This is a genomic window from Paenibacillus elgii NBRC 100335 (assembly GCF_004000865.1).
Classification (GTDB): Bacteria; Bacillota; Bacilli; order Paenibacillales; family NBRC-103111; genus Paenibacillus_G; species Paenibacillus_G elgii.
The window spans coordinates 17,594-29,975 of record NZ_BIMB01000025.1 but is presented as its reverse complement, the minus strand read 5'-3'; the positions used below and the strand labels follow the sequence as shown (position 1 = coordinate 29,975).

The 12,382-nt window shown below is 54.6% G+C and carries 13 protein-coding genes; 8 read left to right on the top strand and 5 right to left on the bottom strand.

The features are described from left to right. Positions 1–73: 73 nt before the first annotated feature. Both mtnA and mtnK read right to left on the bottom strand, forming a co-directional pair. Positions 74–1,162 carry an S-methyl-5-thioribose-1-phosphate isomerase gene (gene mtnA / locus PEL01S_RS18840; RefSeq protein WP_127461392.1) on the bottom strand — a complete coding sequence of 363 codons (1,089 nt, stop codon included), beginning with the start codon at positions 1,160–1,162 and terminating at the stop codon, positions 74–76. Positions 1,163–1,183: 21 nt separating this feature from the next. After that, positions 1,184–2,389: an S-methyl-5-thioribose kinase gene (gene mtnK / locus PEL01S_RS18835; protein WP_127461391.1), complete on the bottom strand. Its 1,206-nt coding sequence runs from the start codon at positions 2,387–2,389 to the stop codon at positions 1,184–1,186. 211 nt (positions 2,390–2,600) lie between these two features. Here mtnK and PEL01S_RS18830 point away from each other — a divergent pair, with 211 nt between their 5' ends. Beyond that, positions 2,601–2,780 carry a hypothetical protein gene (locus tag PEL01S_RS18830; RefSeq protein ID WP_010492188.1) on the top strand — a complete coding sequence of 60 codons (180 nt, stop codon included), beginning with the start codon at positions 2,601–2,603 and terminating at the stop codon, positions 2,778–2,780. Between the two features lie 80 nt (positions 2,781–2,860). On the opposite strand, the gene PEL01S_RS18825 is transcribed toward PEL01S_RS18830, so the two are convergent. Then, the gene (locus tag PEL01S_RS18825; protein WP_010492186.1) at positions 2,861–3,028 is read right to left on the bottom strand and encodes a hypothetical protein; all 168 of its coding nucleotides are present in this window, start codon (positions 3,026–3,028) and stop codon (positions 2,861–2,863) included. Between the two features lie 160 nt (positions 3,029–3,188). Between PEL01S_RS18825 and PEL01S_RS18820 the strand changes: the two genes are divergently transcribed. From PEL01S_RS18820 to sufB, 6 genes are all read left to right on the top strand, one after another. Next, complete coding sequence (locus PEL01S_RS18820) at positions 3,189–3,764, top strand: DUF1802 family protein (protein ID WP_127461390.1); 576 nt, start codon at positions 3,189–3,191, stop codon at positions 3,762–3,764. 131 nt (positions 3,765–3,895) lie between these two features. Beyond that, positions 3,896–4,726 (top strand): Fe-S cluster assembly ATPase SufC, encoded by an 831-nt coding sequence (gene sufC, locus PEL01S_RS18815; protein WP_063181833.1) that lies wholly within the window; start codon positions 3,896–3,898, stop codon positions 4,724–4,726. 29 nt (positions 4,727–4,755) lie between these two features. Continuing rightward, complete coding sequence (gene sufD / locus PEL01S_RS18810; protein WP_127461389.1) at positions 4,756–6,069, top strand: Fe-S cluster assembly protein SufD; 1,314 nt, start codon at positions 4,756–4,758, stop codon at positions 6,067–6,069. After that, a complete protein-coding gene (locus tag PEL01S_RS18805; RefSeq protein WP_127461388.1) occupies positions 6,066–7,292 on the top strand; it encodes a cysteine desulfurase in 1,227 nt (408 codons plus the stop codon). Before sufD ends, PEL01S_RS18805 begins: the two co-directional genes overlap by 4 nt. Next, on the top strand, positions 7,279–7,707 hold the full coding sequence (gene sufU / locus PEL01S_RS18800) for a Fe-S cluster assembly sulfur transfer protein SufU (RefSeq protein ID WP_063181839.1): 429 nt from the start codon (positions 7,279–7,281) through the stop codon (positions 7,705–7,707). Before PEL01S_RS18805 ends, sufU begins: the two co-directional genes overlap by 14 nt. A gap of 15 nt (positions 7,708–7,722) precedes the next feature. Next, complete coding sequence (sufB, locus tag PEL01S_RS18795) at positions 7,723–9,120, top strand: Fe-S cluster assembly protein SufB (RefSeq protein WP_054975818.1); 1,398 nt, start codon at positions 7,723–7,725, stop codon at positions 9,118–9,120. Positions 9,121–9,267: 147 nt separating this feature from the next. Here the strand turns inward: sufB and PEL01S_RS18790 are convergent, their stop codons facing one another. Then, on the bottom strand, positions 9,268–9,642 hold the full coding sequence (locus PEL01S_RS18790) for a hypothetical protein (RefSeq protein ID WP_127461387.1): 375 nt from the start codon (positions 9,640–9,642) through the stop codon (positions 9,268–9,270). 373 nt (positions 9,643–10,015) lie between these two features. Between PEL01S_RS18790 and PEL01S_RS18785 the strand changes: the two genes are divergently transcribed. Next, positions 10,016–11,179, top strand: a complete 1,164-nt coding sequence (locus PEL01S_RS18785; RefSeq protein ID WP_127461386.1) for a C40 family peptidase — start codon at positions 10,016–10,018, stop codon at positions 11,177–11,179. Between the two features lie 60 nt (positions 11,180–11,239). Here the strand turns inward: PEL01S_RS18785 and PEL01S_RS18780 are convergent, their stop codons facing one another. Next, on the bottom strand, positions 11,240–12,310 hold the full coding sequence (locus PEL01S_RS18780; RefSeq protein ID WP_127461385.1) for an HD-GYP domain-containing protein: 1,071 nt from the start codon (positions 12,308–12,310) through the stop codon (positions 11,240–11,242). Positions 12,311–12,382 lie beyond the last annotated feature (72 nt).

The following is a 12,382-nucleotide window of genomic DNA, read 5'->3' as shown; positions in this document are numbered from 1 at the left end:
CGAAAACGGCCGTTTCCCGTGCAAAGACGCACAGGATACGGCCGTTTTTCCATCGTTATTAATAATTCCGCGATTATTCCGTAAACAGCTTCCGCAAATTGTCCCCATACGGAGCCCGGACGATGCCTTTTTCCGTAATAATGGCGGTCACGTACTCGTTCGGCGTTACGTCGAACGCCGGGTTGAACACCTTCACGCCCTGCGGCGCGGTGCGCTTGCCGAACCCTTGCGTAATTTCGTCTTCGTGCCGCTCCTCGATCGGAATATCGGACCCGGTCGGCGTGTTCAAGTCGATCGTCGACATCGGGCACGCGACGTAGAACGGAATGCCGTGGGCCTTAGCCAGTACGGCGACGCTATAGGTGCCGATCTTGTTGGCAACGTCGCCGTTGGCGGCTACGCGGTCGGTGCCGACGATGACCGCCTGTACCCATCCCTTCGCCATGACGGCGCCGGCCATGTTGTCGCAGATCAGCGTCACGTCGACACCCGCTTGCTGCAGCTCGAACGCCGTCAAGCGCGCTCCCTGCAGCACCGGCCGGGTTTCGTCCGCGAACACTTTAAGCGTGATGCCTTTCTCCAGCGCCAGGTACATCGGCGCCAGCGCCGTCCCATACCTTGCGGTTGCAAGGCCGCCCGCGTTGCAGTGTGTGAGGACGCCCATGCCGTCTTCGAACAAAGACAGCGCGTGCTCGCCGATCAAGCGGCACGTTTCCTCGTCCTCGGCTTGGATGGCCCGCGCCTCGTCCAGCAGTGCCTGCTGCGCGCTCTCCACCGTCGTCTCCTCCGGTGTGGCAGAGCCAAGCAGCGCTTCCGCCCGCGCCCGCATCCGGTCCAGCGCCCAGAACAAATTCACCGCCGTCGGGCGCGATGTTGCGAGGTAATCGCACTGGCGGTTGACTTCCGCCAGCAGCGCACCCCGGCTCCCGGAGAAGCTTCGCACGCCGAGATAGACCCCGAACGCCGCCGCGATGCCGATGGCAGGCGCGCCGCGGACGGCGAGCTGCTTAATCGCATCCCATACTTGCTCGGAGGTCGTCAGCTCCAAATAAACGATTTCGTCCGGCAGCAGCCGCTGGTCGAGCAGATCCAAGCGGTCCTCCAGCGAATTCCAGCGGACGGATTGCAGCCAGTCCGCTTGTTTGGTTTGTTCCGTAGTCAAGGTATCAGCACTCTCCTTTATTTATTTCACGGCCTTCTCGGCGATTTCGATCATTTCTCCGATCGAAGACGCCTGCCGGTTAAGTTTAATAAGCGACGTGCCGATGGCGAGCGCCAGCCGCTGGGCGCGCTCTTTGGCCGCTTCGTCTTGAATTTGATTGATGTCGGCCACCTGCGCCAGACCGTGCACGCGGCGCACCATCTTGCTGCCGGTGAAGCCGAACGTGTCCCGCAGCACTTCTCTCATGTACCAGTCCTGGTAGCCCGGCGTTTTGGCGATCCGGTCGGTACCGTGCCGGTCCCATAGCTCCCGGAACTCGCGTTCGAACGTCTCCCACACGTCGCGGATCGTGCCGGTCAAGTAGCTGCGGAAATCTTGGCGCGAAGCCTCGTCCTCACCCCAGCCTTCCTGCGCGGCGAAGTTCAGCAGCAGATTGGCGAATACGGCGCCGATATCGAAGCCCATCGGTCCGTAGTAGGCGAACTCCGGATCGATGACCTTGGTCGAATCCGGCTTGATAAAGATGCTGCCGGTATGCAGATCGCCATGCAGCAGCGCCTGGGCGTGCGTCAAAAACTTCTCGCGAAGAATTGCCACTTCCATATGCAGCCCGGTATCTTGCCAAACGGCGGTAACGGCGTCGCGAATGGCCGGCGGCACGTTATTGTTCGGCGAATCCGTATACGGATCATCGAAAATCAAGTCCTCAGTAATTTTGCACAGCTCCGGGTTGATGAACCGTTTAACCCGTTCTTTTTTCTCTTGCTGGTTCATGCCGAGGTCGGACGTGTAAAAAAGGGTACGGGCCAAAAACGTTCCGATATGCCCGGCGAACAGCGGGTATTTGTTGCGCTCGATCAAGCCTCTCCGCATAATGATATGGTCGCTCAAATCCTGCATGACCGTAAGCGCCAAGTCCGGCTCATAAGCGTATACGTGCGGGACAAGGTCGGGGCACAGCGATTCCTGAATCATCAACGCTTCGCTCTCGATGCGGGCGCGGTCCAAGGTCAAAGGCCACGATTCGCCTACGACTTTGGCATAGGGGAGCGCTTGCTTCAAAATGATGCTTTTCCCGGTAGAAGGCTCCGAAATATGGAACACCAGGTTCAAGTTGCCGTCCCCGATTTCGCGGCTCGTGAGCTCGGAATCGGGTTGAAACAGGTCGGGTAAACTTCTTGCATAATCGATAGCTTCCGATTCCGTCAGCGGATGATATGCGGACATGGATTGAATTCCTCCTTTTTCCATATGAAAACTGCCATTCTCTCTAGTATAAATCAATTTGGTTTGCGTTGGAATAGAGGAAATGCGTTTTCCTGAACTGTGAATTCCCCGGTTTTGGCCGTGTCTTTTACAAAATGTTTATACTCCGATAATATGCGCTTAACGCTGGGAGATACAATTAAGGTAAATACCCGGAGCTGGAGGTTTTGATATGGAGAAACTGCTCGGTAAATTGCTGTTGGTCGCGGCGTGCTTTGCCATCCTGTGCGTGCTCGGGTGGAACTCGCCGGAAAATCCGTCCGTAGCCCTGCATGCCAATCCTTTAAAAGCAAGTCAAGAGCAGTACCAACGAATCTCGGCTTCCAATTATTATGTACAGAACGGAAACTAATCGAGCTAACGATTGCATAGGAAAAAGGGGAGGCCTGGGCGCCTTCCCTTTTTGTTTGCCGGAGCAATAGCCCTCGGGGGCTACTCCGTTCTTCTGCGATGCTCCACCAAGTCAATGGCTCCCAGCACGACGTGTGCAAGCCCAAAGCCGACGACCGCGGCGGCCGCCATCGGGTATTTGTTTCGCATTGCCGCGCCGGATGCTGCGACAGCCGTACCGAGAACGGTTGGAATCAGACCTTCGCGCATAGCTCTTCACTCTCCTCGCAGCGGATTGAATGATGTAGCGTTTTTAGCATCGATTTTTGCGATCGTTTTTATGCTCTTTCGGAATTGCAATGTTTTGGCTGGAAATCTATAATAGCGTAAAACGAATGGGCTAAACTACTAACGGGAGGAGAGCGAAGAGATGATACCGCAAGGACAGGCGGTCGGGTTGAAGGAATGGGCCGTGGCCGTTGAAGCTTTGAAGCAGGGGAAGCAAATCCTCATTATGCGTAAAGGCGGCATCCGCGAGGAAACCCGGGATTTTCAAGTGGAATCCGACAGCTTTTATTTATATCCGACCTATGAGCACCAGTGCAAAGAGCTGATCAAGCCGGAGTTTGCGGAACGGGTGGACGACCGGGCGCCCGAAGGGAGCGGCGAACAAGCGGAGATCGGATGCTACGCCGAGCTCGCCGAGGATATCCTGATCGAGACCGAAGAACAGCTCGCGAAGCTGAAGCCGTTCCACATTTGGACGGACAGGCTTGCCGAAGAGAGGCTGAAGTGGAAACGGACGAAGCCGCTGCATGTCATGCTGCTCAGGGTGTATGTGCTGTACGAGCCTGTGCGAATCCCGGTGCTGGCCGAATATAACGGGTGCAAATCGTGGATCGCGCTCCCCGAATCGCTGCATGGGGCTCCGCGCCGGCCGGTGTTGACGGACGAAGCTTTTGGGATGGAAGCCAATCGGATTCGGGAGGCGCTTGCACAAAAATAGTTCCGGGAAATCAGCGGACGGGACTTTCTTGATTTTACATATTGAGATATAATATTATTATTGAGAATCATTGATAATCAGTTTGTAATGATTATCATTAAATAATAATTAAAACTCGGAGGCACGAAACTATGGCAAACGTACCGCATTTTACTATAGACGGTTTGAAAGCGACTGTCGAGGGCAAAGAGATTTTGAAAGGCCTTAGCTTGACGATTAAGGGCGGCGAAGTGCATGCGATCATGGGACCGAACGGAACGGGCAAAAGTACGCTGGCGTCCACCCTCATGGGCCACCCGAAATATGAAGTGACGGAAGGCAGCGTGACGCTGAACGGCGAGGACGTGCTTGAAATGGCGACGGACGAAAGAGCGCGTGCCGGCCTGTTTCTTGCCATGCAGTATCCGAGCGAAATTGCTGGCGTGACGAACGCGGATTTCCTGCGCAGCGCGATTAACGCCCGCCGTGAGGAAGGCAGCGAAATTTCGCTGATCAAATTCATCCGCCAGATGGAAGCGAAAATGAAGGAACTGGAGATGAACCCCGAGTTCATGCACCGCTATTTGAACGAAGGCTTCTCCGGCGGCGAGAAGAAGCGCAACGAAATTCTGCAAATGATGATGCTGGACCCGAGCATCGTTATTCTTGACGAGATCGATTCGGGCCTCGATATCGACGCGCTGCGCATCGTGGCGACGGGCGTGAACGCAATGCGTTCCGAAGACCGCGGCTTCCTGATCATCACCCACTACCAACGCCTGCTGAACTACATCACCCCGGACTACGTTCACGTGATGATGCAAGGACGCATCGTGAAATCCGGCGGACCTGAGCTGGCTCAGCGTCTGGAGAACGAAGGCTACGACTGGGTGAAAGAAGAGCTTGGGATCGTGGACGAGCGGGTAGGCCAGGACGAAGAGGAATTCAAGATTCCGATGAATACGACGGCTCCGAAATACTAAGCTATCGAAAGGGAACAGGAGGATTAACCATGAGTACACAAACCGTTCTTCCGATCGATCGCGCAAGCTTGGTAGAGCTGTCCAAAGCGAGACAAGAGCCGGAGTGGATGACGACTCTGCGCGGGCAAGCGCTGGAGCTTGCTGGAACGCTCGAATTGCCGACATTGGAGAAAACAAGAATCGACCGTTGGAACCTCGCTTCCTTCGGAACTTATAAAGCGGGCGCCAAGCTCGCATCGCTCGAAGAGCTGCCGGCCTCGGCCAAGAGCCTGCTGCAGAACGACGGGCAAGGACACCCGGACAATCTGATCGTACAGAAAAACTCGGGCGTCGTGTACAGCAGCGTCTCCGAGACGTTGAAGCAGCAGGGCGTCGTGTTTATGAGCCTCGAAGAAGCGCTCCAAACCCACGGCGAGCTGGTGCAGAAATATTTTATGTCTGTCGTCGGTAAGGATGAAAACCGCCTGACGGCGCTGCATACCGCACTTTGGAGCGGTGGCGTGTTCCTGTACGTTCCGAAAAACGTGCAGGTGGAAGTACCCGTACAAGCGCTGTTCGTGACGGACGACGCCGAAGCGAGCTTTTCGCCGCACGTCTTGATCGTTGCCGAGCAGCATGCGTCGGTGACTTATGTCGACAACTTCGTTTCCGAAGGCAGCTTGAACGGCTTGGTGCAGAACGGTGTGGTTGAAGTCGTCGTCAAGCCGGGCGCCAAAGTAACCTTCGCTTCGGTGCATAACTTGGACGAATCGGTTACCGATCTGACGTACCGCCGCGCGCTCGTGGAGAATGACGGAAGCATCGAGTGGATCGTCGGCGAGATGCATTACGGCAACGCGATGTCGGATACGACGTCGATTTTGAAAGGCAACGGCTCGACCTCCGATGCGAAGGTAATCTGCGTCGGTACCGGAGAGCAGAAGCTGAACGTATCCACCCGGGCGATTCACTTCGGCAAAAGCTCCGACAGCCAGATGATTACCCGCGCCGTTATGCGTGACGGGGCAACGGCCATCATTAACGGCATTACCAAAATCGAGAAGGGCGCGACCAAAGCGAACGGCGAGCAAACGGAAAAAGTGCTGATGCTCAGCCCGAAAGCGCGCGGCGACGCCAACCCGATTCTGTTGATCGACGAGGACGACGTTACGGCAGGCCATGCGGCCAGCGTGGGTCAAGTGAACCAAGAACAGGTATACTATATGATGTCGCGCGGCGTTTCGCGTGAAGAAGCCGAACGGCTGGTCATTTACGGCTTCCTGGCACCGGTGGTGTCTCAAATTCCACTGGAGCAGATCGCGTCACAGCTGCAGCTTCTCGTGGAAAGGAAGCTGGGACAATGAATACGGCGGACATACGCAGTCAATTTCCCATTCTTCATCAGGATGTGAACGGACATCCGCTCGTTTATCTGGATTCGGCAGCCACCTCGCAAAAGCCGGTCTCGGTAATCGAAGCCGTTAAACGTTACTACGAGTTCGACAACGCAAACGTACACCGCGGCGTGCATACGCTCGGTTCCCGTGCGACAGACGCATACGAAGGCGCGCGCGAGAAAGTGCGCCGCTTCATCAACGCTTCGTCTACGGAGGAAATCATCTTTACCCGCGGGGCGACGACGGCGCTCAATTTGGTGGCTTCGAGTTATGCGCGGGCCGTGTGCGGCGAAGGGGACGAAATCGTCATTACGCCGATGGAGCACCACGCCAATCTCATTCCATGGCAGCAGGTCGCGAAAGCGACCGGCGCTGTCTTGAAATATATTCCGCTGCAGCCGGACGGTACGATCCGTCTGGCCGACGTGGAAAGCACCGTTACCGAACGCACGAAAATCGTATCTGTCGTTTACGTATCCAATGTGCTCGGCGTTGTAAACCCGGTAAAGGAAATCGCGGAAATCGCGCATCGCAAGGGCGCCAAAATGGTTGTTGACGGCGCTCAAAGCACACCGCATCTCAAAGTGGACGTGCAGGCGCTGGGCTGCGATTTTTACGCGTTCTCCGGCCATAAGATGTGTGCGCCGACCGGGATCGGCGCCCTGTACGGCAAAAAAGAGCTGCTGCAGGAGATGGATCCGATCGAATTCGGTGGCGAAATGATCGATCATGTCGGCTTGTATGACTCCACTTGGAAGGACCTGCCTTGGAAGTTCGAAGGCGGTACGCCGATCATCGCAGGAGCCGTAGGCCTCGCAGCGGCGATCGATTTTCTGGAAGGCATCGGCTTGGAGGCGATCGAGAAGCACGAGAAGCAATTGGCCGCCTACGCGATGGAACGCATGCTGCAAATCGAAGGCTTGACGGTGTACGGACCGCAGCACGACCGGGCAGGACTGATCACGTTCAATCTGGACGAGGTGCATCCGCACGACGTAGCAACCGTCCTCGACGCCGACGGGATCGCTGTCCGTGCCGGCCACCACTGCTGCCAACCGCTGATGCGCTGGCTGAATGTCACGGCAACCGCCCGTGCCAGCTTCTATCTGTACAATACCGAAGCCGATGTAGACCGGTTGGTCGCTTCCCTTATTAAAACAAAGGAGTACTTCGGCTATGCAATTGGATGATTTATACCGCAGAGTCATTATGGATCATTACAAAAATCCCCGCAACCGCGGCACTTTCGAGAATCAGTCCGTCAGTATCGATCTGAACAACCCGACCTGCGGCGATAAAATCCAGCTTCAAATGCAGGTCGAGGACGGCATGGTCAAGGCGGCCAAATTCGTAGGCGAAGGCTGTTCGATCAGCCTTTCTTCCGCTTCGATGATGACGGAAGCGGTCAAAGGCAAGACGTTGGAAGAAGCGCTGGAGATGGCTGAGAAATTTTCCGGGCTGATGAAAGGCGAGCCCGTGGAATTCGAATATGAAGATTTGGAAGCTTTGTCCGGCGTAAACAAGTTCCCTGCCCGGATCAAGTGCGCGACACTGGCTTGGAACGCGCTGCGCAAAGGAATCGACCAAGTAAACACCAACAAATAAGGAGGTATGGCACCCATGGCAAAGAAAATGCCGGAAATGGAAGAATATAAATATGGGTTTCGCGACGAGCATAAAGCCGTGTTTCAGAGCGGGAAAGGCCTAACCCGCGAAATCGTGACCGAGATTTCCAGAATGAAGGGCGAGCCCGAATGGATGCTGGAGTTCCGTCTGAAGTCGCTGGAGCAGTTTTTGAAAATGCCAATGCCGCGTTGGGGCGGCAATATGGACGATCTGGATTTCGACGACATTCAATACTACGTAAAGCCTTCCGAGAAGCAAGGGAAAACGTGGGAAGAAGTGCCGACCGAAATCAAGGAAACGTTCGACAAGCTCGGTATCCCGGAGGCGGAGCAGAAGTTCTTGGCGGGCGTATCCGCCCAGTACGAGTCCGAGGTTGTTTACCACAGCATGCAGAAGGATTTGGAAGAGCAGGGCGTCCTGTTTATGGACACGGACACGGCGCTTAAGGAGCACCCGGAAATTTTCAAAAAATACTTCGGGACGATCATTCCTCCGAGCGACAATAAATTCGCCGCATTGAACAGTGCGGTATGGTCCGGCGGCAGCTTCATCTACGTGCCGAAAGGCGTGAAGGTGGAAATTCCGCTGCAAGCTTACTTCCGGATCAACTCGGAAAACATGGGGCAGTTCGAGCGTACGCTCATCATCGCCGACGAAGGCAGCTTTGTGCATTACGTCGAAGGTTGTACGGCTCCGGTCTACAGCACGAACTCGCTGCACAGCGCCGTGGTTGAGATCATCTGCCTCAAAGATTCCCGAGTCCGCTACACTACGATTCAGAACTGGGCGCCGAACATTTACAACCTGGTGACGAAGCGTGCGGTTGCGGAAGAAAACGCGACAATGGAATGGGTCGACGGCAACATCGGCTCTAAGCTGACGATGAAATATCCTGCGGTTGTGCTGAAAGGCCGCGGCGCGAAAGGTATGGTCCTTTCGATCGCCGTTGCGGGCAAAGGCCAGCATCAGGATGCCGGTGCGAAAATGACGCACTTGGCGCCGGACACGACTTCCACGATCGTATCCAAATCGATCAGCAAGCACGGCGGCAAAGTAACGTACCGCGGCTTGGCTTCGTTCGGACGCAACTCGGAAGGTTCCAAGGCGAACATCAAGTGCGATACGCTCATTATGGATAACGAATCGACGTCCGATACGATTCCTTACAACGAAATCATGAACGACAACATTACGCTGGAGCACGAAGCAACCGTCTCGAAAGTATCCGAGGATCAACTGTTCTACCTGATGAGCCGCGGATTGACGGAAGCGGAAGCGACGCAAATGATCGTTATGGGCTTCATCGAGCCGTTCACGAAAGAACTGCCGATGGAATACGCGGTCGAGATGAACCGTCTCATCAAATTCGAGATGGAAGGCTCGATCGGTTAAGTTTTCATTTTCGGGGAAACATGCAAATACGTGTCTGCGGCGACGTTTACGCTTAGGTGTAAAATCGCCCGGATACGTATTTTTTATTAGAACGAAAAACCTCCATCGCCACCTTAAGGAGCAAAGCGGCTATGGAGGTTTTCACGTTTAATTGTATCCGAGATAGGCAACGACGGTGAAATCACCCGGCGAGTCTAAGACAAGTCTATACTGTCCGTCGGGCTGATTCGAAGCCAAAGGAATCTTGAGCCGCGCATATTGACCGGCCACAATGGTTCCTGTCGAGTTACTGCCTACCAGCACATCTCCGTTCGGTGTTACCCGGTACAGCTTGAAGTTGACCCCGAGGCTAATCCGACCGACGTTTATGAAGTTGCCTTCGATATAAATATTGCCATGGGCTTGGACCGGCGCCCAAGTATCGTTGCCTGTACCCGGCCCGCTCGAGGCCGCCAAACCAGAGGAAGCAAAACTGAACAGCAGGACAAGCACGAAAGCGATAGACGCGATTTTTCTTTTCATACCATCTCAAGCTCCTTTTTTCATAGAATGAACTCGACAAGCGCTTTCTTTGTACCATGCGGATGGTCTTCTGCGTTTTGAATCCGCTTTCAATTTGAATGTTGTCGGTTAGCCGAACACCTCCCAATAGTAGAGTCATTGGGATATTCTGGGCTGTTGCTATAAACATACATTACCGTTTATACCGGTGTCTATAAAGTTTGCCTTAATTTTGTATGAAGTTTTTCTATAGATCGCAATCTCCCCGTAATTTATGCAGGAGGACTGCGCTTATTTGTTTCCAGCCAACCGGACGCATAGCCGCCTGAATCCTGCTTCATCCTATATAGGGACCGAATTCCGGCGCATTCAAGAATGAGAGGAGAATGGTGCGATGATCGGATCATGGCGGCGTCCGGTGGCGGCCTCGTTGGTTGCATGCTTGCTGGCGGCAGGCTGCGGGCCGCAATTATCGAAGGAACAGCGGCTTTCGAATCAGCAGGGCATTCCAAGCAACCAGGGGCAAGCCGCAAACCGGTTAAAAAGCGAAGAAATCAACGGAAAAACGACAACAATCGGCCTGAACGGCGGATTTATTCGCATGCTGCCACAAGGCCGGGTGGAAATGACGATTCCCACCGTGACTATAGGCGGGACCGCGTATGTGGTTGGTTCCGATTTTGCCAAAATTGTCGGATTCCGGTCCAATTGGGATCAAGCCAGGGGAGTATTTCAGTTGGGGGAGCATGATGCGTCTTACGAGCTGAAGCCGGGCCAAACGTCAGCGCTGAGAGACGATGAGACGGTGACGCTGAAGGAAGCGCCTGTTCTTTTTAATTCCCAGATACATATTCCCGTGTCGGCGTTAAACCCGGTGTTTGCAAAAGATTTATCATTCGAAATCAAGGAACAGGCGGCGGTTGCCCAAGCCACCGACTGGGCGGTTAGCGGGGCGATCGACGGTCCGCTGGAGGCAAGTACGGGAGCGGAGCTTGACTTCGGCGACGATCCGAAGGACCCGTTTCAAACAACGGGAGGGGCTTCGGCGATGAGACTGGAACGCGACCCGCTGCTGGAGGCTTCCGATGCTGTCGAGGCCATGAAGGGGCTGGACGGTTTTTCCGGCAAGGATGACATTGCGGTTCCCGTTCTGAGGCAGGTCGATATGAACGCTTTGCTGACTCGGGCGACACGCTACGTCGGTGTGAACTATTCGTTCGGCGCCGCGCCTTATTCAACCTCCGGCAAGTTCGACTGCTCCACATATACGCAATATGTGTTTGCCAAATCCGGCATAACGCTTAACCGGACAGCACGGGCCCAAGCCAAGCAAGGGACGACCGTCGACCGGAAACAGTTGCGGAAGGGCGATCTGTTGTTCTTTTACGTCCCCGGTAAGTTTCGCAGCCAGAAGACAGTCGGACATGTCGGCATTTATTTAGGGAACCAGAGAATGATTCACTCGGCTCCGGAGCCGAAAGACGGCGTGCAGATTACCCACATCAACAATGCGTATTGGAAGCAGACGTTTTTGGCTGCCAAGCGGGTATCCTCTTAAAAAAGAACAGCCCGGCCGGTTGCTGGCGGGGCTGTTCTTCGTATGTAAGACAAATGTATATTAATCCGCGAAAATGTGCTCGACTTCCAAATCCATCCGCTCCGACAAATCGATGAACGTGCCGTCAAAATTGACGAGCGGCCGGAAAACATCGGTCGGGTGGGTGAGTACGATCGTACCCGTTTCGCCGGAGGCCAGTTGAATTTTTTTGCCGATAAAATTCGGGACCATGTGCTGGATAAACAATTGCGTAATATGAGGATCAATTTGTCCGAAGCTGCACCGGTGAAGCTCGCGCAGAACGAACAGCAAATCGCGTTTTTTCTGGTATACCCGGCTTGAGATCATCGCGCTGTAAATGTCCGCGACAGCGACGATCTTGGCGAGCGGATGAATGTCATCTCCGCGCAGGCCGTACGGGTAGCCGGACCCGTCGAGCCGTTCATGGTGCTGCAAAGCAGTCAAGCATATTTCCGCAGGCAGTCCCGAACGCTGCAGCAGCTCGTATCCGTAGATCGAATGCTTTTTCACGCGTTCGTATTCTTCCTCCGTCAATTTTCCAGGCTTCTGAAGAATAGCCGGATCGATGAAGCCTTTGCCGATGTCATGTAAATAGCCCGCTTTGCCGGCGAGCATGGCATCCGCCTCCGATTGCCCGAGCCATTTGGAGATATAGTAGGAGATCATGCCTACTTGAACGCTGTGCTGATACGTATAATCGTCCGCACTGTTTAACACGAGCAGGAGCGAAACGACGTCCCTCTCTTCGTGAACTTGCTGGACAAGCGGGTTGAAACCGTTGTCAATTTGATCCTGATACACGATGCCTTTTTGGGTCGCCTGCTCAAATATGCTTTTCATGCCGTCCACTGCTTCATGGTAAGCTGCTACTGCGGCAGCTGAGGCAGCGTGCTCCGTTAGCACGGGTGGAGATTCGTCACTTGCTGCGCCGGGCTCGGGGTCATCCGTACGAAAAGCGATGTCCACTTCGTCGATATGGTGCAGCTTTAGCTTCTCAATGTCATCGACGGAAAGCTCGGTGTGTGCGGAGAGGACCAACAATCCGTACCCGTTAAATGTATCCGAGCCGAGCCGATCGCCAACTTTGACTTGATGGATCGATATGAGCACAACGGGTTCACCTCTGTCCTGGGGTCACGGGACGTTCACCGTAATAAAAAGTTGTCCCTTTGTTCTCATGAT

Bases quoted from the DNA above. Each gene is read 5' to 3' on its own strand.
- mtnK (WP_127461391.1), bottom strand. From the start codon at position 2,389: ATGTCCGCATATCATCCGCTGACGGAATCGGAAGCTATCGATTATGCA.
- PEL01S_RS18830 (WP_010492188.1), top strand. From the start codon at position 2,601: ATGGAGAAACTGCTCGGTAAATTGCTGTTGGTCGCGGCGTGCTTTGCC.
- PEL01S_RS18825 (WP_010492186.1), bottom strand. From the start codon at position 3,028: ATGCGCGAAGGTCTGATTCCAACCGTTCTCGGTACGGCTGTCGCAGCA.
- PEL01S_RS18820 (WP_127461390.1), top strand. From the start codon at position 3,189: ATGATACCGCAAGGACAGGCGGTCGGGTTGAAGGAATGGGCCGTGGCC.
- sufC (WP_063181833.1), top strand. From the start codon at position 3,896: ATGGCAAACGTACCGCATTTTACTATAGACGGTTTGAAAGCGACTGTC.
- sufD (WP_127461389.1), top strand. From the start codon at position 4,756: ATGAGTACACAAACCGTTCTTCCGATCGATCGCGCAAGCTTGGTAGAG.
- PEL01S_RS18805 (WP_127461388.1), top strand. From the start codon at position 6,066: ATGAATACGGCGGACATACGCAGTCAATTTCCCATTCTTCATCAGGAT.
- sufU (WP_063181839.1), top strand. From the start codon at position 7,279: ATGCAATTGGATGATTTATACCGCAGAGTCATTATGGATCATTACAAA.
- sufB (WP_054975818.1), top strand. From the start codon at position 7,723: ATGGCAAAGAAAATGCCGGAAATGGAAGAATATAAATATGGGTTTCGC.
- PEL01S_RS18790 (WP_127461387.1), bottom strand. From the start codon at position 9,642: ATGAAAAGAAAAATCGCGTCTATCGCTTTCGTGCTTGTCCTGCTGTTC.
- PEL01S_RS18785 (WP_127461386.1), top strand. From the start codon at position 10,016: ATGATCGGATCATGGCGGCGTCCGGTGGCGGCCTCGTTGGTTGCATGC.